Source organism: Variovorax sp. WDL1 (assembly GCF_001541225.1).
In the GTDB taxonomy this organism is placed as follows: Bacteria; Pseudomonadota; Gammaproteobacteria; order Burkholderiales; family Burkholderiaceae_C; genus Variovorax.
Genome location: NZ_LMTS01000257.1, coordinates 43,798 through 61,643 on the forward strand (window position 1 = coordinate 43,798; position 17,846 = coordinate 61,643).

Sequence of the window (17,846 nt, forward strand, 5' to 3'; positions counted from 1 at the left end):
CGGACAAACCCGAAGTTTACTTTCCGTGTCACCGGCCGGTCGCACCAAACGAGACTTTTGCCTGTAAATTGCCCACGTTGGCCAATCGGCCCCGCCTTTTCAGGCATCGGGGCTTCGAGGAAGCAACGCGGCGGAAGCACTGACCCGTACGCGTTGCGCACAGGCTCCGTGCTTTCGTCTCCACAAGTCACAACGAACGAATGGAGAAGCAAGGCATGATCGGCAACACCCCTCTCGTCCTCGCCATCGTCTGCGGCCTCGTGGCCGTGGGCTATGGCTTCTGGGCGCGCAGCTGGATACTTTCGAAAGACCCGGGCAACGCCCGAATGCAGGAGATCGCAGCCGCGATCCAGACCGGCGCGGCGGCCTACCTGGCCAAGCAGTACCGCACCATCGCGGTCGTGGGCATCGTGCTCGCGATCCTGATCGGCGTCTTCCTCGACGTCACCACCGCGGTCGGCTTCATCATCGGCGCGGTGCTGTCGGGCGCCTGCGGCTTCATCGGCATGAACGTTTCCGTGCGTGCGAACGTGCGCACCGCACAGGCCGCCACACAGGGCATCGGCCCGGCCCTCGATGTCGCCTTCCGCGGCGGCGCCATCACCGGCATGCTGGTGGTGGGCCTGGGCCTGCTGGGGGTCACGGTCTTCTTCTGGGTCCTGGCAGGAAACGGGCAGCTGACGCCCGACACCAAGCTGGCCACCCTGCTCAATCCGCTGATCGGCTTCGCCTTCGGCTCCTCGCTGATCTCCATCTTCGCGCGGCTGGGCGGCGGCATCTTCACCAAGGGCGCGGACGTCGGCGCCGATCTCGTGGGCAAGGTCGAGGCCGGCATCCCCGAGGACGATCCCCGCAACCCGGCCGTGATCGCCGACAACGTGGGCGACAACGTCGGCGACTGCGCCGGCATGGCGGCCGACCTGTTCGAGACCTACGCGGTGACGCTGATCGCGACCATGGTGCTGGGAGCGCTCATGGTGACGGCGGCGCCGGTCAACGCGGTGCTGTATCCGCTGGCGCTGGGGGCCGTTTCGATCATCGCCTCGATCATCGGCTGCTTCTTCGTGCGCGCCTCGCCCGGCATGGTCAACGTGATGCCGGCGCTGTACAAGGGGTTGGCGGTGGCGGGCATCCTGTCGCTGATCGCCTTCTGGTTCGTGACGCAGTGGCTCATCCCGGACAACGCCATTGCGGCCTCGGGCAGCCAGATCAGGCTCTTCGGCGCCTGCTTCGTCGGCCTGGCGCTGACGGCGGCGCTGGTGTGGATCACCGAGTTCTACACCGGCACCCAGTACTCGCCGGTGCGCCACATCGCGCAGGCCTCGACCACGGGCCATGGCACCAACATCATCGCGGGCCTGGGCGTGTCGATGCGTTCCACCGCCTGGCCGGTGATCTGCGTCTGCATCGCGATCATGGCTTCATACTGGCTGGGCGGCCTCTACGGCATTGCCGTGGCAGCGACGGCCATGCTGAGCATGGCGGGCATCGTGGTGGCGCTCGACGCGTACGGCCCGATCACCGACAACGCCGGGGGCATCGCCGAGATGTCGGAGATGCCGGCCAGCGTGCGCGACATCACCGACCCCCTGGACGCGGTGGGCAACACGACCAAGGCCGTGACCAAGGGCTACGCCATCGGCTCGGCCGGCCTGGCCTCGCTCGTGCTGTTCGCCGACTACACGCACAAGCTCGAGACCTACGGCCAGGCCATCAGCTTCAACCTGAGCGAGCCGATGGTGATCGTGGGCCTCTTCATCGGCGGCCTGATCCCCTACCTGTTCGGCGCCATGGCAATGGAAGCCGTCGGCCGCGCGGCCGGCTCGGTGGTGGAGGAAGTACGGCGGCAGTTCCGCGAGATCCCCGGCATCATGGAAGGCACCGGCAAGCCCGAATACGGCCGCGCGGTGAGCATGCTGACCGGCGCCGCGATCAAGGAAATGATGATCCCCAGCCTGCTGCCGGTCGTGGTGCCGATCCTGGTCGGCCTGCTGCTGGGACCGAAGGCGCTGGGCGGCCTCCTGATGGGCACCATCGTCACCGGCCTGTTCGTCGCGATCTCCATGTGCACCGGCGGCGGCGCCTGGGACAACGCCAAGAAGTACATCGAGGACGGCCACCATGGTGGCAAGGGCTCCGAGGCCCACAAGGCAGCCGTGACCGGCGACACCGTGGGCGACCCCTACAAGGACACGGCCGGCCCGGCGGTGAACCCGCTGATCAAGATCATCAACATCGTGGCGCTCCTCATCGTGCCGCTGGTGGTCAAGTTCCACACCGGCGACGTCGCCGCGATGACCCCGCCCGCAACCTCGCCTGCCCCGGCGGTTGCCCCGGCCGCCACGCCGGCACCAGCGGCGGCACCCGCTGCCGGAGTGAAGTGAGGCTTCGGTAGGCCCGCAGGCGCATCGGCGGCGCTGGCCGCCGGCGCGCTCAGTTCAGGCTGGCCGGCAGTGCGCCCTGCTCGGTGCGCAGCGGCACGCCCTGGAGCGTGTCGAAGTCGGACGGCGACTCCGGCGGACGCGTCTCTTCCATCTCGTGCAGCGAGGCAACCCAGCGGCCTGCCGCGGAGTTGGCGGGCTCGTCATTGGTGAAGACGCCGTCGCGAATGTAGAAAGTCTCGCCGGCGGGACGCTCGGAGTGCAATTCGATGAGCCGCCCAATCGGGAAGGTGTAGGTGACCAGCTTCTCCTTGGTCTTTCGATCCTTGCCGCCGCAATTGAAGAAGCCTTCGGCGGCAATCACGATGCAGGAGCCGTCGACTTCCGCCTCCGCTTCGCCGCCGAGGCGCCACACGGCGGTGGGCAGCCGCACACGCACCTTGTCGATGACCAGGTCGCGCTGCCGGTTCAGGGCCGTGAGCGGAGGGACCAGCGAACGCAATTGCCGCAAGCGCTCGGCGAAGTTGTCGTCCATGGTGAACTCCACGTGGTGGGTGGCGCCACCGGAGCGCTTGACGACCTGCATGACGACATGACGGGCAGGCCGGCTCATCGCAGGCCGCCCTTGCCGTCGTCATGGACGCGCCGCAACCAATAGCAGTGAATGGTTTTAAGCGAATTCATTTAATCGACCGTGAATTGGAACTTTAGTATTGACGCAAATATTTGCATCAATTGTTTCCAACTGTAGATCGAATTTGGCGCTTTTGGTAGTCGGTTTACAGAGGCAAGTGAATTGCTCGACCACGTCGCGAAAACGTCACGAACCTGAGCTCAGCTGGAGCGCATCACGCGCCGACGCGGGCCGTCACATCCGGTGTGGGCGATTCAGGCCGCTGCCGACTCTGCCTCGTCCAGCGCCTTGCAGGAAGGTGCGCAGACCGTTTGCGACTTGCCCAGGAACTGGCGCGTGCGCATTTGCGAGCGCACGCGGTGCTTGCCGCAAAGGAAGCAGGACATGGTCGCGCCGCTGAACGAGGCCGACGCCCGGAACGGGGACCCGGACGCCTTGGCCTTGTAGCGCAGGCCATCGGCGACGATGGCGGTCTTGATCTCAGCCTTGGCCATGGGCGGCGTCCGGCGCTGCACGGCGCATGATGCGCTGGATCGCATCCTTGGCCGCCAGCTCGGCGGCGAGCGAGGCGTCCAGGCCGGAGCGGCACAGGCCGGCGTGCTGGTAGTTGAGGTTCTCGTACACCTCGGCGGCGGCAGGATAGGCGTCCAGCAACTTGCCCAGCCCATCGCCGGGGGCAACGTCGCGGAACTCGTCGACCAAGTGCGTCACGACCGACCGGTACTGCTCTGCGCCCACGGGAACGGGGCTGTGTTCAAGCCGCTCGAGGAGCTGGGCAAGAACATGCGTCACCGCCAGGTCGGTCTTGGGCGCCGGAGATTGAGTAGCGTTCATGCAGGGCATTTGGGGCAACGATACCGGATTACAAGTGCCCGGCCGCGGCGCCGGCCTTCTGCGAGGCACGGCACCGCACCAGCAGGCCTGTGCAACATCTCGGTCGGAAGGCCATGGATCACCAGCCGGTGCTCGTCCGAGGGCAGCATCGCCCCGTCGGCTACAGCAGCATCTCAGGCACGATCGGCGCGATCAGCCTGTTGTAGAAGCGCTGGAAGAAGGTCGCCTCCGGCTCGGAGGTGAGGATGACCTCCTTCTCGCCATCGGTGGTCAGCCATTCGAGCCGGCCGGTGTCCTTGGCCAGGCGCAGGCGGTACGAGTTCTGAACCCGGCTCACGTTGATCACCCGCAGCATCTCGCGTGCGAGCTGCGGGCTGTCGATCAGCATGCCCATCTCGGTGTTCTGGGTGGCCGAGCGCGGATCGAGATTAGCCGAGCCGAGCAGGATTCGCGAGCGATCGATGGCCGCGGTCTTCGCATGCAGCCGGCCCAGCGAGCTGCCAAAGGAGCCGAAGCGCTTGCTCGCCGTGGTGCGCTCCGGGCTCAATTCATAGAGGTCGGCCCCAGATCTCAGCAGGCGCTCGCGGTAGCGCATGTAGCCCGTGTGGACGAGCGGCTCGTCGTTGGCCGCCAGCGAGTTGGTCAGCAGAACCAGCTTGATCTTGCGCCGGCCCAGTTCCTCGAAGGCAGCCATGCCTTGCTCGCCGGGCACCAGGTAGGGCGAGGTCATCTGCACCTCCTGCTTGGCCTCGAGCAGGCGCTCCCAGATCTTCATCGTCACGCTGGTTGCCAGGGCCTCTTCGGCCGTCATGGTCGTTGGCTTGGTGGGCGGATCGGCTACGGCATAGGCCGGGCCCCACAGCAGGCCCATGCGTCCCTCGTCGAGTTCCTCGGAAATCGGGCCGTAGCCCAGGATGTCGTTGGGCGGCAGAACGATCTTGGGCGCCGGCGCGGCCATGTCGACCCAGGAATCGAACTCGGCGGCGCCCGGCGTCGTGCCACCCTGGCCGCGCACGATGTCGCCGATGGGCCAGACCTGCTCGCTGTTCCAGTAGGCGTCGAAGATGGCTTCGAGCTGGGGCAGCACCTTGCCGACGACAACCGCATCCATGTCGATGAAGTTCTGTGCCTCGCTCAACACGAAATATTCGTCGGCGATGTTGCGCCCGCCGACCACCGCCATCGCGCCATCCGCGATGAAGAGCTTGTTGTGCATGCGGTGGTTGAGCCGGTAGATCTCGTGCGGCGAGGCTGCGAAGCGCGAGAGGAAGCCGTCGCGCCCGCAGCAGAACGGGTTGAACAGCCGCACCTCTACATTGGGCGTCTGCGAGAGCGCCAGCAACAGGTGCTGGCTCCTGGCCGTGTAGAGATCGTCCACCAGGATGCGCACCTTGACGCCGCGGGCCGCGGCCTCGCGCAGCGATCGCATCAGCAACCGGCCGACGCCATCGTTCTCGAGCTGGTAGTACTGCACCACCAGGGAGCGTTCGGCGCGCTTGGCGAGCTGGATGCGGGCGTCCAGCGAATACACGCCCAGTGGCATCAGGCGGAAGCCGGAATGCTCGCCAGGCGGCGTGGACGCAGCCACCACCTTGGCCAGGGTGGTCGACGCATCGGCAGGCGCCGCGAATGCCGCGGGCCGCTCCCTGGCCGGCGGAAGCGAGCCACAAGCCGCGAGCCCTGCGGCGAGGGCGCACAGCAGCGCCGCGCGCAGCAGTTGGACCCATGCGTTCATTCTTTCCCCTCTTTGGACTTGTTCCGGATACGGCACCAGGGGCGGACTGGCTTCACCTCTGCCCCACAACGCACCCGGCTCTAGAATTTCGCGATGCCTCTTCTTGGAGTTACACCATGACCCGACGGATTCTCGCGCGTCTCGCCGCCTTTGGGCTCGCGAGCATCGGACTATCCCCTGCCCTCGCGGCCCTGGACATCGGCGACCCGGTGCCCAAGTTCACCGCGACCGCCGCCCTGGGTGGCAAGGCCTTCACCTATTCGTTGGCCGACGCCTTGGCCAAGGGCCCGGTGGTGGTGTATTTTTTCCCGGCGGCCGGCACCACCGACTGCAACATCGAGGCGCACGCCTTCGCCGAGGCCATGGAACAGTTCGAGGCGGTGGGCGCCTCGGTAATCGGCGTCTCGGCCGACGACATCGAGACGCTGAAGGATTTCTCGGTCAAGCAGTGCCAGAGCAAGTTCCCGGTGGCCGCCGACCGTTCGAAGGTCGTGATCGAGGGATTCGACGCGGTGATGCAGACCCGCCCCGATTTCGCCAACCGGCTGTCCTACGTGGTCGCGCCCAACGGCACCGTCGCCTACTACTACCAGAACCTCAACCCGGACAAGCACGTGGAGCGCATGCTCAATGCGCTGAAGGCGCTGCCGAAGCAGACCGCCCAACGCTAGCCGCCAGCAGCCACCGGCCGGGGCTGGCCGCCATCGCGCACAATTTCAGCCATGCAGCTCCATTACATCGCCAACGAAAGCGTCCCCTCTTCCTCCGGCCGCACCCTCCCCGTTCTCGACCCCTCCGACGGCCAGCCCTTCGACGAGCTGCAGCGCGGCAACGCAACCGACATCGACGCGGCCGTGCGCGCGGCGCGCGACTGCTTCGAGGGCAACTGGCAGAAGCAGAGCGCGGCCGAGCGCGGCCGGCTGCTCTACAGGCTGTCGCAGAAGATCGCCGAGCATACGGACGAGCTGGCGCTGCTCGAGCAGCGCGACTGCGGCAAGCCCGTCAAGCAGGCGCGTGCCGATGCGCTGGCGCTGGTGCGCTACTTCGAGTTCTATGCCGGCGCCTGCGACAAGCTGCACGGCGAGACCATCCCCTACCAGGAGGGGTACAGCGTCTTCACCTGGCGCGAGCCGCACGGCGTCACCGGCCACGTCATTCCGTGGAACTACCCGATGCAGATCTTCGGCCGCAGCGTCGGCGGCGCGCTGGCCGCAGGCAACGTCTGCGTGGTCAAGCCCTCCGAGGACGCCTGCCTGTCGCTGATCCGCGTGGCGCAGCTGGCGGCGGAGGTCGGCTTCCCACCCGGCGCGATCAACATCGTGACCGGCTACGGCCACGAAGTGGGCGATGCGCTGGCGCGGCACCCGGGCATCGACCACATCAGCTTCACCGGCAGCCCGACGGTGGGCACGCTGATCCAGCAGGTGGCGGCCGAGCGCCACTGCCCCGTCACGCTGGAGCTGGGCGGAAAGAGCCCGCAGATCATCTTTGCCGACGCCGACCTGGGCGCCGCCATCCCGGTGCTGATCAACGCCATCGTGCAGAACGCCGGCCAGACCTGCTCGGCCGGCTCGCGCGTGCTGGTCGAGCGCGAGATCTACGAGCTGCTGCTGGAGCGCCTCGGCCAGGCCTTCGAGGCGCTGCGCGTCGGACCCGCGGCCATGGACCTGGACGTCGGCCCGCTGATCCGCCAGACGCAGCAGCAGCGCGTCTGGGACTTCCTGTCCGACGCCCAGCATGCCGGCATCCCGATGGTGGCCCAGGGCGTCGTGGTCGACGAGGCGCCGCAGACCGGCTTCTACCAGGCGCCCACTCTGCTGCGCGACGTGCCGGTGGCACACCGGCTCGCGCAGGAGGAAGTCTTCGGCCCGGTGCTCGCGGCGATGTCCTTCCGCGACGAGGACGAGGCAGTGGCGCTCGCCAACGCGACCCAGTTCGGACTGGTCGCCGGCATCTGGACGAAGGACGGCGGCCGCCAGTTCCGCATGGCCAGGCGGGTGAGGAGCGGCCAGGTCTTCGTCAACAACTACGGGGCCGGCGGCGGCGTGGAGTTGCCCTTCGGCGGCGTCAAGTCCTCGGGCTACGGGCGCGAGAAGGGCTTCGAGGCGCTCTACGGCTTCACCACGCTCAAGACCGTGGCCGTGCGCCACGGCTGAGCATCAGCCCAGCGCGGTATCCAGCAGCATCATCAGCACGAAGCCCAGCATCAGCCCGCCCGTTGCGAAGGCCTCATGGCCCTTGCGATGGGACTCCGGGATGATCTCGTGGCTGATCACGAAGAGCATGGCCCCGGCCGCGAAACCCAGGCCCCACGGCAGCAGCAGCGCCGAATGGCTGACGATCGCGGCCCCGAGCACCGCCCCCAGCGGCTCGACCAGGCCGGAGGCCATGCCGATCGCCACCGCGAACGGCCGGCGGTAGCCCGCGGCCAGCAGCGCCGCGGCGACGACCAGGCCCTCGGGCACGTCCTGGATCGCGATGCCGGTCGCCAGTGCGCTGCCGCGCAGCGCATCCCCTCCGGCAAAGCCGACGCCGATCGCCAGGCCTTCCGGCAGGTTGTGCAGCGCGATCGCGAACACGAATAGCCAGGTGCGCCGCAGCGCGCGCGTGTCCCGCCCTTCCACGCCCTTGATGAAGTGCTCGTGCGGCAGCACCCGGTCCAGCACCAGCAGCGCCACGCCGCCCAGCAGGATCGCGCTGCCGACGATGCCGCCGGCAGCCCAGGCATCCGCGCCGGCAGCGCGCGCCGCGGCGATGCCGGGGATGATCAGGGAGAAGGCGCTGGCCGCCAGCATCACGCCGGCGCCGAAGCCGAACAGCGTGTCCTGCATGCGGTCCGACAAGCGTTGCGAGAACGCGATCGGCAAGGTGCCCAGCGCGGTGGCGAGTGCCGCCATCGAGCCGCCGGCCAGGGCCTGCAACACCACGGGTCGCGCGGCCACGTACTGCCAGAACTGCGCGCCAAGCGCCAGGACGCCGGCCAGCACGATGGCAATCCCGAGGGCCTGCCGCAATGGCAAAGGGGCGCGGTCGGCGGCGCTGGCAATGTAGGAACTACGGTTCATGGATTAGATGATAGTAATTCTCATCTAAGCCCGGGTTCGGGAATTTCAATCCTCACGATAGAGCTACCTCGCAGACGCGCCGGGAACCGCCTTCCTTCTGCCGCTTCCCGAGAACGCGCGAACGTCTTCGATGGTTCGCCTTGGATCCTGGAGATGCGGGTAGTGCCCGATGTTGGCGAGTACCTGGATCTGCAGCTTGGCCTTCTGTGCGAGCTCGAGCCCCATTTCCTTCTTGATGTAGAAGTCCTTCTCGCCCCAGACAATCCTGACGGGCGTCCGAAGCGTGTTGAGGTTGGCTTCGAAGTACTCCTGGTCGCGGGTAAAGTGGGCGTAGTAGTGATAGAAGGCGTCGGCAGTGGTGAGGCTGCCGTGGTTCCAGCCGCGGAGCATGTCGTCCTTCAGCTCCTGCGAAAGCTCGAACTGCTCGTTCTTGGTCAGGCCCCTTCTGAACGCGTTCTCCAGGATCTCGTCCCGGTTCTTGTTCAACGCGGCGCGCACCAAGTCCGAGGAGGGCTTCGCTTTCAGCGCCTGCAGGTTCTCAGCCATGTACTGCGGCCTGTTCAGCGGCGCGAAGTCGCCCACGATGATGGCCTGGGCAATGCCCGGCTCTTCAAGGGCGAGCAGAAGCGCAGGCAAGGCTCCGATGTCTGTCGCGTAGATGGTCAGTGAGGACGCGTCGAGGTTCGACTTCCTGATGTACTCCTTCAGCACGCGCGCATAGTCCTTGGGTGCGTAGGAGAATTTTTCTATGGGCGGTCTCGCTGACAGACCGAAGCCCGGCCAGTCGAAAGCGTGCACTTCGTAGTCGTCGGCCAGAGCGAGCGCGATGTCTTTCCACGCATACAAGGTTTCGGGAAAGCCGTGCAGAAAAAGCACGCTGCCCCTGGGCCTCGAACTTCGGACGATCATTCTTCTGAGTTGAACCTCTGAATCAATCTGAAGGAAGCCGATTTCTACCCGCGAGATGCGCTTCTCGACACGGGTGCACGACCCCAACAAGGTGGCTCCGAGCAAGAGCGTAACCACAATCAGTACTTGAACGGTGGCCTCGAGAACAGGAAGATTCCGTTGCGCGACCTGTGCTCGGCTTACTGCGTGCCGTGCATGGCCCGGCGCGCTCAACGCATTACGCATATCCGGCGGAACTCGCAAACACATTCATTCATGGCCGCGCGCCAGTAGTAGCGCACATTCTGGTAGAAGAGCTCTTGTGCGAGCGTTGTCATGTGAGGTCTCCTGGCTCTGCTTTAGGAAGGCCTTCATCACAGCAGAAGCCCCTGGTTGAATCAATTGGACGATGGTCTATTCGATACCAACGTCTGAACGCGACTGCAATTGCTCCGACCATCTGAAAGGCCAGCTCAGCGAAAGCCCCGCTGGCGAGCGGGCGCGCGGCTTGTGCACGCGGCCTCGACTGTTTCCAATCCTTTGGACTACCCTTCCGGCGAACTCCAGGCCAATGCCAAGCATCTGCAGTCCATCGAAGATGAGCATCCAGTTGTCTTGGAGCATTTCATGGCCCGTTCTCTCGTTCTTTACTACTCAGCTTCTGTGCTTACTGCGATCTGATCGTCACGACGGACGTCGTGTGCCGGGATACTGATGATTTCAGACCAAATGATGACGCGCTTCGCGCGCGAAGTGGCCAAGTACCCTGAGGCAGGCAAGCAATCGGCCGTGATGGCCTGTCTGTCGATCGTGCAACAGGAAGAGGGCTTCGTCAGCCTTGAGCGCGAGCGCGAGATCGCAGCCTATCTGGGGATGGCGCCCATCGGCGTGCACGAGGTGACGACCTTCTACAGCATGTATAACCAGCGGCCGGTGGGCAGGTTCAAGCTCAACGTCTGCACCAATCTGCCGTGCCAGCTGCGCGACGGCCGGCGTACGCTAGAACACCTTGAGAACAAACTTGGCATCCTGATCGGCGAGACCACGGCCGACGGGCTGTTCACCCTACAGCAGAGCGAGTGCTTGGGCGCCTGCGCCGACGCGCCGGTGATGCTGGTCAACGACCGCGCCATGTGCAGCTTCATGAGCGACGAGAAGCTCGACCAGCTGGTCGACGGCCTGCGCGCCAGCGCAGAAGGGAGGCCGTGAACCAGGAAGCTCACAAGTCATATGGCTTGCCCTCATTGAGCGAGCAGGAGGAGTGGCTTGCCTTTCAACACCAAGTACGTCGCGAGCTCCGACGCCTTGACCGTGCCGACATTTCTCGCCACGTGGTTCACTCCAGCGGGGATAAGCAGGGCTTGACCTGCCTTGAGCGTGATCGGCGGCTTTCCGTCGAGTTCATACTCGAGCGTGCCCTCGAGCACATAGGCGATCTCTTCACCTGGATGGGAGTGGCGGGGAAACGCTACTCCCGGCTCAAAGTCAACGCGAACCTGAATGACCTCTCGTCCGGCAACGCTCAGATCGTGCCTCAGAACGTCGGTGCGGGTGAACCCCGACTGCTGAGCATAAGACGCGGTCAGGGCCAATCCGCCAGCGGCGACAAGCACCGCGCCGATACTTCGAATGCATTTCATGGGGGTTCTCCTATCACGTTCAGAGTGGTTACGTACTCGGCGCACGCGGCGCACGCTTGAGCGGCAAAGCGACATGCATCCCATGAGTTCCTTCAACCAGTGGGGCCGGGTCAAGCTGGGAGTGGCGCCGACGTGTCACAGCGCGAGTTCACAACAGATCGAGCATTCGTTCGATTGCACGTTAGTACCGTCGATACCAAAGGTGGAGGAGTGTGTCGGTTAAGGCAGGCGAGGCGATCGGGACTGCGGATCGCGCGTACGAATTGCCCACGCGAGCAACTGCCCGGGGAACCAGGGACGCGACCGCTGCCGTACTGACTTGATCGTTCCAAGCCAGATCCGACGACGTTCGAGGTGGGCCTACACGCCCCTGTCCGCAGCGAACTTCGTCAAACCGCTTCCCGGTGTCATCAGTTCGGCCACGGTGCGCCGCAGCCACACGTTGCCGGGATCGGAATGGAAGCGTGCGTGCCAGTGTTGCTTGACCTCATAGGCAGGCAGCGCGTGCGGCATCGGAAGAATCCGTATGCGCTCGCGGCGCTGCATCACCGTCGCGAAGTGAGAGGGAACAGTCGCAATCAACTCGGTGTCCGCCACGATGCTGGCGACGCCAAGGAAGCTCGGCACGCGCAGTGCAATGCGGCGCTCGACGCCGGCTCGTGCCAGCGTCTTGTCCACGATGACATGGCCCGTGCCTGACGCAGAGACCAGTACATGCTGCTCGCGCCCGAAGGCAGCTTTCGTGAAGCGATGTCCGATGCGGGGATGCTGCTGTGACGCCACGCAGACGAAGCGTTGCGAGAACAGCACCTGCTGATAGAAGCCAGCCTCCAGCTGGGGCATGAACCCTACTGCGAGGTCGACATCGCCCCCTTCCAGATGCCGTGGGCTTTCAGGCGAGATCTTCTCGACCTCGACGCAAACACCCGGCGCGGCGAGCCGCAGGTGATTCATCAGGATCGGCACCAGCACGATCTCACTGATGTCCGTCATGCAGATGCGAAATGTCCGTTCTGCCTGTGCAGGCACGAATGTGCTTCGCCCGGCGCGTGCCTGCTCCAAGCCCTCGCGCACGCCGCGCAGCACCGGGTAGAGCGCCTCGGCGCGGGGCGTCGGCAGCATGCCGCGCGGCGTGCGGCTGAACAACGCATCGTCAAAGTAGGCGCGCAGCCGGTTCAGAGCGGTGCTCGCGGCCCCCTGCGTGATGTCGAGCCGCTCCGCGGCGCGCGATACGTTCGCGGTCTTGTAGACCTCGTCGAAGACCGCCACCCATTCGAGATCGAGCGATGCCATGGTTGCACTCCTCGGTGTTCACTATCGAGAATTTCGATATCAAGTATCCCTCAAAGCTATTGAGGAAATAGTCAAGCGGTCGAAGAATGCCGCCCATGAAGGAGACACAACCCATGAACCCGGCCCCGGCTGAACACGACGAGCGGCGCGCCTACTACGACCGCATCCGGAAACTCGGCCTGTTTCCCCTTTGGGAACAGTTGCACAACCTGGTGCCGCTCGAACCCGCATCCCCCTGCGTTCCCGCCATCTGGCGCTATGCCGACATCAAGCCGCTCCTGATGGAGTCGGCCACGCTCATAACGGCCGAGGAAGCCGTGCGCCGCGTGCTCGTCCTGGAGAACCCCGGGCTGGCGGGCCGCTCTTCGATCACCCAATCGCTCTACGCGGGACTGCAACTCATCATGCCGGGCGAGATCGCGCCCTCGCACCGCCACGTGCAGTCGGCGCTGCGCTTCATCGTCGAAGGCAAGGGCGCCTACACCGCGGTCGACGGCGAACGCACGACGATGTTCCCGGGCGACTTCATCATCACGCCCGCATGGACTTGGCATGACCACGGCAACGAGGGCGTCGACGCAGAAGCGGCCGAGCCCGTGATCTGGCTCGACGGCCTCGATGTTCCGTTGGTGCGCTTCTTCGACGCCGGCTTCGCGGAGAACGGCGAGGAGCGCACCCACCAGTTGACTCGGGCCGAGGGCACCAGCTTCGCGCGCTATGGCCACAACATGGTTCCGGTGCGGCACGTGCATCGCACCGCCAGTTCACCGATCTTCAGCTATCCCTATGCGCGCAGCCGCGAAGCCTTGGCCGCGCTTCAGAAGCTGGAGGCGCCGGACGCATGGCAAGGCTGGAAGCTGCGCTACGTGAATCCGCTGACCGGCGGCACGCCGATCCCGACCATCGCAACCTATCTCCAGTTGCTGCCCAAGGGCTTCTGCGGAAAGGGCGCCCGCGGGACCGACGGCGCGGTGTACAGCGGGGGTCGAAGGCCGCGGCACTGCAGAGGTCGCAGGCCAGCGCCTGCACTTCGCGCCGAAGGACACCTTCGTCGTTCCCTCGTGGGCCACGCTGCGCCTGGAGGCCGAGGAAGACGCGGTGCTCTTCAGCTACTCCGACCGACCCGTGCAGGAAGCCGTCGCCATCCACCGCGAGCAGTGGCTGGATTCCTGAACAGGGCTCCTTTCCTTCATCTCCAACCTTCGAGATTCCATGTCCTTCGTGATCGAACCGTCCTCCATCGTCGGCCTGCCGGTTGTCGGCACCCATGACCTGTTTCCGGTACGCCGCGTCTATTGCGTCGGCCGCAACTACGCTGGCCACGTCCGCGAGATGGGCTTCGACCCCGCTCGCGAGCCGCCCTTCTTCTTCTGCAAGCCCAACGACGACGCCTCGGTGGTCCCCGTGCGGCAAGGCGCCGTCGGTGAGTTGCCTTACCCGCCCCTGACATCGAACTACCACTACGAAGCCGAGCTGGTGGTGGCCATTGGAAAGGCGGGTCGCAACATCGCGCCCGAAGTTGCCGCACAGCACATCTACGGCTATGGAGCAGGCCTGGACATGACGCGCCGCGACCTGCAGATCGCGGCGCGCGACAAGGGCCGGCCGTGGGAGGTGGGAAAGGCCTTCGATTTCTCAGCGCCGATCGGTCCGCTGAGTCGTCGGGAGGATGCGGGCGCCATCAATCAAGCCGGCATCGTGCTGGAGGTCGACGGTCAGGTGCGCCAGCGGAGCACCATCGGGCACCTGATCTGGTCGGTCGACGAGATCATCGCCAACCTGTCCGCGCTGTTCGCGCTGGAGGCCGGCGACCTGATCTTCACGGGAACGCCCGAAGGCATCGGCGCGGTCGTTCCGGGACAGACGCTGCAGCTGCAGATCCACGGCCTTGCTCCGCTCGCGGTTCGTATTGCATGAGCACGGACGCAACCATGCAGCTCTACAGCTATTTCCGCAGCTCAGCCACCTTCCGCGTGCGGATAGCACTCGGACTCAAAGGCGTGGACTACGAAACACTTCCCATCCACCTGCGGCGCGACGGCGGTGAGCATCTCGGCGCCGCGTTTCGCGCGATCAATCCGGAACAGTTGGTGCCGGTGCTCAAGACCGGAAACACACTGCTGACGCAGTCGCTCGCCATCCTGGAGTACCTCGAAGAGCGCTTTCCCAAGCCAGCGCTGCTGCCTGCAAAGCCAGCCGAGCGCGCCTGGGTCCGTGCCTTGGCCTCGCATGTGGCCTGCGAAATCCATCCGCTCAACAACCTGCGCGTGCTGCACTATCTCGAAGGCAAGCTCGGTGTCTCGGCGGCGCAGAAGCATGCCTGGATCGCGCACTGGGTCGATGTGGGTTTCGCGGCACTGGAAGAACGGCTCGCACGCGACGGCCACAGCGGCAGTTGCTGCTTCGGCGACCAGCCTGGCCTTGCCGACTGCTGCCTCGTTCCGCAGGTGGCCAATGCGCGCCGCCTCGATGTCGCGCTGGACGCCTATCCCAACGTCACGCGCATCGACGCGCATCTCATGCAGATCGCTGCCTTTCGGCGGGCGGCGCCTAACGCGCAGGTGGACGCAGAATGACCAACGCAATTCACTCCAAAGCGCCCGTGCTAGTCGCGGGTGGCGGAATCGGCGGCATGGCCTGCGCGCTGGCACTGGCTCGCGAAGGACTGCCCGTCGAACTTTTCGAACAGAGCGCCGAGATTGGCGAGATCGGCGCCGGACTGCAGCTCGGCCCCAATGCCTTCGCCGCACTCGACGAGCTCGGCGTGGGCGAACAGATCCGGAGTGCCGCGGTGTTCACCGAGCGGATGGTGATGATGGACGCAGTGGACTGCAGCGAAGTCGCGTCGATCCCGCTCGGCGCCGACTTTCTTGCGCGTTTCGGTAACCCCTATGCGGTCAGCCACCGTGCTGACCTGCATGCCACGCTGCATGCTGCTGCACGCGCCAATCCGCTGGTGCGCATCCATGTCGATACGCGCATTGCGTCCATCGAACGCGTCGACGGCATGGCCGAGATTCGCACCGCCACCGGGCAGCGCTTCACCGGCGCCTCACTGGTCGGTTGCGACGGCGTGAGATCGGTGGTGCGCGATCGGCTGGTCGGCGATGTGCCGCGCGTTTCCGGTCATGTGGTGTATCGCGCCGTCATTCCCGCCGCCGAGATGCCGGAGGATCTGCAGTGGAATGCACCCGTGGTCTGGGCAGGCCCGAACTGCCACCTGGTGCACTATCCGCTGCGCGGCGGCGAGCAATACAACCTGGTCGTCACCTTCCACAGCCGCGAGCCCGAGCAATGGGGCGTGACTGATGGCAGCAAGAACGAAGTGATGTCGTACTTCGCAGGCATCGACGCCCGTCCACGCCGCTTACTCGAACTGCCACGCAGCTGGCGGCGCTGGAGTACCGCTGATCGCGATCCGGTGGCGCGCTGGAGCGAAGGCCACGCCACGCTGCTCGGCGATGCCGCGCATCCGATGATGCAGTACCTTGCCCAAGGCGCCTGCATGGCGCTCGAGGATGCCGTCACCTTGAGCGCCGCGGCCAGGGAATGTCGCGCGAAAGGCGGCGTTGTCGACTGGTCGGCGGCCTTCCGCCGCTACGAATCCGCGCGCGTCGCCCGCGCGGCGCGCGTGGTGCTGTCGGTGCGCGAGTTCGGACGCCTCTGCCATGCCACAGGCGTCGAGCGCCTGGTGCGCAACAGCCTGTGGAGCGGCAGGAAGCCCCAGCGCTTCTATGACGCGCTCGAATGGATCTACGCCTGGAAGCCCGAGAACTGTTTGACTGCTTTTTGAACCACCTACAACGACACGAGACAAGAACCATGGACATCGCCTCACTTTGCACGCGTCTTGCGCGCCCTGCCCTTCTTCTTCTGTCTTTTGCAGTGACGGCCGGCGCATCCGCGCAGGCGCCGGACTACCCGTCCAGGCCCGTCACCATCATCACGCCATTCGCGGCCGGCAGCGGCCCGGATGCCGTGCTGCGCCTGGTGACGGACAAGCTCTCCAGGCAGTGGAAGCAGCGTGTTCTGGTCGACAACCGACCAGGCGGCGCCGGCTTCATCGCGATCGATGCCGCCAAGCGCGCGGCGGCTGATGGCTACACGCTGCTGCAGCTCGACAGCGAGCACATGGCAGCCTTGCCCTACCTCTACAAGTCGAAGAACTTCGTGCCGCTCGCGCATTTCGATCCTATTGCACCCCTCCTTCGCACACCCTTCTTCGTCGCCGTGTCCAGCGAATCGAAGTGGCGCAGCATGGCCGACCTCGTTTCTGCCGCCAAGGCGCAGCCGGGCGCGCTGAGCTATGGGTCCTGGGGCGTTGGAAGCCCGGCACACCTAGGGACGCAGCAGTTGGAGCAATTGAGCGGCACACGCATGCAGCATGTTCCATTCCGAGAGGTGTCTCAGCTCTACGCCAGCGTAGGCGCCGGCGATGTGCCCTGGGCCTTCGCCACGCTGCCGTCGAGCCAGGGCATCTACAAGAGCGGCAAGCTGCGCTACCTCGCCGTGGCGGCGCCGAAGCGCGTGCCCCAGATGCCTGACGTTCCGACCGTCGCGGAGGCGGGCGGTCCTCCGAGTCTCGATGTCAACGGATTCGTCGTGCTGGTCGGCCCCAAGGGCCTCCCCGCCTCGATCGCCGAACGCATCCACGCGGACGTCGCCAAGGGAATCGCGGAACCAGACATCCGCGCGCGCTTCGACACCTTCGCCTTCGAGGTCCTCGACTGGTCGCCGCAAGAGATCCGGCGCCAGGTCGAACTACGCTCGTCTCTCTACGAGAGCCTGGTTCGCCGGGGCAACATCAGTCTCGATTGAGCTTGCCGGCCGCCATGACCATCATCCAGCAAGCCGACCTGATCGAGTCGGTTGCCGCCGCGCTCCAGTACATCAGCTATTACCACCCGGGCGACTACATCGCCCACCTGGCGCGTGCCTATGAGCGCGAGCAGAGCCCTGCAGCCAAGGACGCGATGGCGCAGATCCTCACCAACAGCAAGATGAGCGCCATCGGCCACCGGCCGATCTGCCAGGACACGGGCATCGTCAACGTGTTCCTCAAGGTCGGCATGGACGTGCGCTGGGGCGGCTTCACCGGCAGCCTGGACGACGCCATCAACGAAGGCGTGCGCCGCGGCTACAACCATCCTGACAACATGCTGCGTGCCTCGGTGGTCGCCGATCCGCAGTTCGACCGCAAGAACACCAAGGACAACACGCCGGCCGTGATCTTCACCGAGATCGTGCCCGGCAACACCGTCGAGGTCACGGTGGCCGCCAAGGGCGGCGGCAGCGAGAACAAGAGCAAGCTGGTGATGCTGAACCCCGGAGACAGCGTGGTCGATTGGGTGCTCAAGACCGTGCCGACCATGGGGG

Annotated in this window: 17 protein-coding genes and 1 pseudogene; 10 read left to right on the forward strand and 8 right to left on the reverse strand. The window is 65.5% G+C overall.

The window, feature by feature from the left end; genetic code table 11:
* Positions 1–215 precede the first annotated feature (215 nt).
* The gene (locus APY03_RS32515) at positions 216–2,384 is read left to right on the forward strand and encodes a sodium-translocating pyrophosphatase (protein ID WP_102905485.1); all 2,169 of its coding nucleotides are present in this window, start codon (positions 216–218) and stop codon (positions 2,382–2,384) included.
* Positions 2,385–2,433: 49 nt separating this feature from the next.
* Here the strand turns inward: APY03_RS32515 and APY03_RS32520 are convergent, their stop codons facing one another.
* From APY03_RS32520 to APY03_RS32535, 4 genes are all read right to left on the reverse strand, one after another.
* Complete coding sequence (locus APY03_RS32520) at positions 2,434–2,994, reverse strand: hypothetical protein (RefSeq protein ID WP_068683733.1); 561 nt, start codon at positions 2,992–2,994, stop codon at positions 2,434–2,436.
* A 275-nt stretch (positions 2,995–3,269) separates the two neighbouring features.
* A complete protein-coding gene (locus APY03_RS32525) occupies positions 3,270–3,509 on the reverse strand; it encodes a hypothetical protein (RefSeq protein ID WP_068683734.1) in 240 nt (79 codons plus the stop codon).
* Positions 3,496–3,849 carry a hypothetical protein gene (locus APY03_RS32530; RefSeq protein ID WP_174262757.1) on the reverse strand — a complete coding sequence of 118 codons (354 nt, stop codon included), beginning with the start codon at positions 3,847–3,849 and terminating at the stop codon, positions 3,496–3,498. The genes APY03_RS32525 and APY03_RS32530 overlap by 14 nt, the downstream gene beginning before the upstream one ends.
* A gap of 160 nt (positions 3,850–4,009) precedes the next feature.
* Entirely contained in the window at positions 4,010–5,584 is a 1,575-nt protein-coding gene (locus tag APY03_RS32535) for a phospholipase D family protein (RefSeq protein WP_068683736.1), read from the reverse strand.
* A gap of 116 nt (positions 5,585–5,700) precedes the next feature.
* Here APY03_RS32535 and APY03_RS32540 point away from each other — a divergent pair, with 116 nt between their 5' ends.
* On the forward strand, positions 5,701–6,255 hold the full coding sequence (locus APY03_RS32540) for a peroxiredoxin (RefSeq protein WP_068683737.1): 555 nt from the start codon (positions 5,701–5,703) through the stop codon (positions 6,253–6,255).
* Positions 6,256–6,306: 51 nt separating this feature from the next.
* Positions 6,307–7,740, forward strand: a complete 1,434-nt coding sequence (locus APY03_RS32545; protein WP_068683738.1) for an aldehyde dehydrogenase family protein — start codon at positions 6,307–6,309, stop codon at positions 7,738–7,740.
* A gap of 3 nt (positions 7,741–7,743) precedes the next feature.
* Here APY03_RS32545 and APY03_RS32550 read toward each other — a convergent pair whose 3' ends face one another.
* A complete protein-coding gene (locus APY03_RS32550) occupies positions 7,744–8,649 on the reverse strand; it encodes a ZIP family metal transporter (RefSeq protein WP_068683740.1) in 906 nt (301 codons plus the stop codon).
* A 63-nt stretch (positions 8,650–8,712) separates the two neighbouring features.
* Positions 8,713–9,801 (reverse strand): alpha/beta fold hydrolase, encoded by a 1,089-nt coding sequence (locus tag APY03_RS32555; protein ID WP_232324496.1) that lies wholly within the window; start codon positions 9,799–9,801, stop codon positions 8,713–8,715.
* Between the two features lie 450 nt (positions 9,802–10,251).
* On the opposite strand from APY03_RS32555, the gene APY03_RS32565 reads away from it, so the two are divergent.
* Positions 10,252–10,746, forward strand: coding sequence for an NADH-quinone oxidoreductase subunit NuoE family protein (locus APY03_RS32565; protein ID WP_068683744.1), 495 nt, complete (start codon positions 10,252–10,254; stop codon positions 10,744–10,746).
* A 32-nt stretch (positions 10,747–10,778) separates the two neighbouring features.
* On the opposite strand, the gene APY03_RS32570 is transcribed toward APY03_RS32565, so the two are convergent.
* Positions 10,779–11,177 carry a cupin domain-containing protein gene (locus tag APY03_RS32570; protein ID WP_068683746.1) on the reverse strand — a complete coding sequence of 133 codons (399 nt, stop codon included), beginning with the start codon at positions 11,175–11,177 and terminating at the stop codon, positions 10,779–10,781.
* Positions 11,178–11,537: 360 nt separating this feature from the next.
* Positions 11,538–12,470 carry a LysR family transcriptional regulator gene (locus APY03_RS32575; RefSeq protein ID WP_068683748.1) on the reverse strand — a complete coding sequence of 311 codons (933 nt, stop codon included), beginning with the start codon at positions 12,468–12,470 and terminating at the stop codon, positions 11,538–11,540.
* A 113-nt stretch (positions 12,471–12,583) separates the two neighbouring features.
* Here APY03_RS32575 and gtdA point away from each other — a divergent pair.
* The 6 genes and pseudogenes from gtdA to APY03_RS32605 form a co-directional block, all read left to right on the forward strand.
* Positions 12,584–13,643 (forward strand): annotated as a pseudogene (gtdA, locus tag APY03_RS32580) (gentisate 1,2-dioxygenase).
* Between the two features lie 39 nt (positions 13,644–13,682).
* The gene (locus APY03_RS32585) at positions 13,683–14,387 is read left to right on the forward strand and encodes a fumarylacetoacetate hydrolase family protein (protein ID WP_068683750.1); all 705 of its coding nucleotides are present in this window, start codon (positions 13,683–13,685) and stop codon (positions 14,385–14,387) included.
* Positions 14,388–14,401: 14 nt separating this feature from the next.
* Positions 14,402–15,046: a maleylacetoacetate isomerase gene (gene maiA / locus APY03_RS32590; protein WP_068683752.1), complete on the forward strand. Its 645-nt coding sequence runs from the start codon at positions 14,402–14,404 to the stop codon at positions 15,044–15,046.
* On the forward strand, positions 15,043–16,263 hold the full coding sequence (locus APY03_RS32595; protein ID WP_068683754.1) for a 3-hydroxybenzoate 6-monooxygenase: 1,221 nt from the start codon (positions 15,043–15,045) through the stop codon (positions 16,261–16,263). The genes maiA and APY03_RS32595 overlap by 4 nt, the downstream gene beginning before the upstream one ends.
* Before the next feature lie 29 nt (positions 16,264–16,292).
* Positions 16,293–17,288 (forward strand): Bug family tripartite tricarboxylate transporter substrate binding protein, encoded by a 996-nt coding sequence (locus APY03_RS32600; protein ID WP_068683755.1) that lies wholly within the window; start codon positions 16,293–16,295, stop codon positions 17,286–17,288.
* Positions 17,289–17,302: 14 nt separating this feature from the next.
* Positions 17,303–17,846: fumarate hydratase (locus APY03_RS32605; protein WP_198161339.1), on the forward strand; the 544-nt coding region annotated here is incomplete at its 3' end.

Coding starts and splice junctions, on each gene's coding strand:
- APY03_RS32515 (WP_102905485.1), top strand. CDS start 216: ATGATCGGCAACACCCCTCTCGTCCTCGCCATCGTCTGCGGCCTCGTG.
- APY03_RS32520 (WP_068683733.1), bottom strand. CDS start 2,994: ATGAGCCGGCCTGCCCGTCATGTCGTCATGCAGGTCGTCAAGCGCTCC.
- APY03_RS32525 (WP_068683734.1), bottom strand. CDS start 3,509: ATGGCCAAGGCTGAGATCAAGACCGCCATCGTCGCCGATGGCCTGCGC.
- APY03_RS32530 (WP_174262757.1), bottom strand. CDS start 3,849: ATGAACGCTACTCAATCTCCGGCGCCCAAGACCGACCTGGCGGTGACG.
- APY03_RS32535 (WP_068683736.1), bottom strand. CDS start 5,584: ATGAACGCATGGGTCCAACTGCTGCGCGCGGCGCTGCTGTGCGCCCTC.
- APY03_RS32540 (WP_068683737.1), top strand. CDS start 5,701: ATGACCCGACGGATTCTCGCGCGTCTCGCCGCCTTTGGGCTCGCGAGC.
- APY03_RS32545 (WP_068683738.1), top strand. CDS start 6,307: ATGCAGCTCCATTACATCGCCAACGAAAGCGTCCCCTCTTCCTCCGGC.
- APY03_RS32550 (WP_068683740.1), bottom strand. CDS start 8,649: ATGAACCGTAGTTCCTACATTGCCAGCGCCGCCGACCGCGCCCCTTTG.
- APY03_RS32565 (WP_068683744.1), top strand. CDS start 10,252: ATGATTTCAGACCAAATGATGACGCGCTTCGCGCGCGAAGTGGCCAAG.
- APY03_RS32570 (WP_068683746.1), bottom strand. CDS start 11,177: ATGAAATGCATTCGAAGTATCGGCGCGGTGCTTGTCGCCGCTGGCGGA.
- APY03_RS32575 (WP_068683748.1), bottom strand. CDS start 12,470: ATGGCATCGCTCGATCTCGAATGGGTGGCGGTCTTCGACGAGGTCTAC.
- APY03_RS32585 (WP_068683750.1), top strand. CDS start 13,683: ATGTCCTTCGTGATCGAACCGTCCTCCATCGTCGGCCTGCCGGTTGTC.
- maiA (WP_068683752.1), top strand. CDS start 14,402: ATGCAGCTCTACAGCTATTTCCGCAGCTCAGCCACCTTCCGCGTGCGG.
- APY03_RS32595 (WP_068683754.1), top strand. CDS start 15,043: ATGACCAACGCAATTCACTCCAAAGCGCCCGTGCTAGTCGCGGGTGGC.
- APY03_RS32600 (WP_068683755.1), top strand. CDS start 16,293: ATGGACATCGCCTCACTTTGCACGCGTCTTGCGCGCCCTGCCCTTCTT.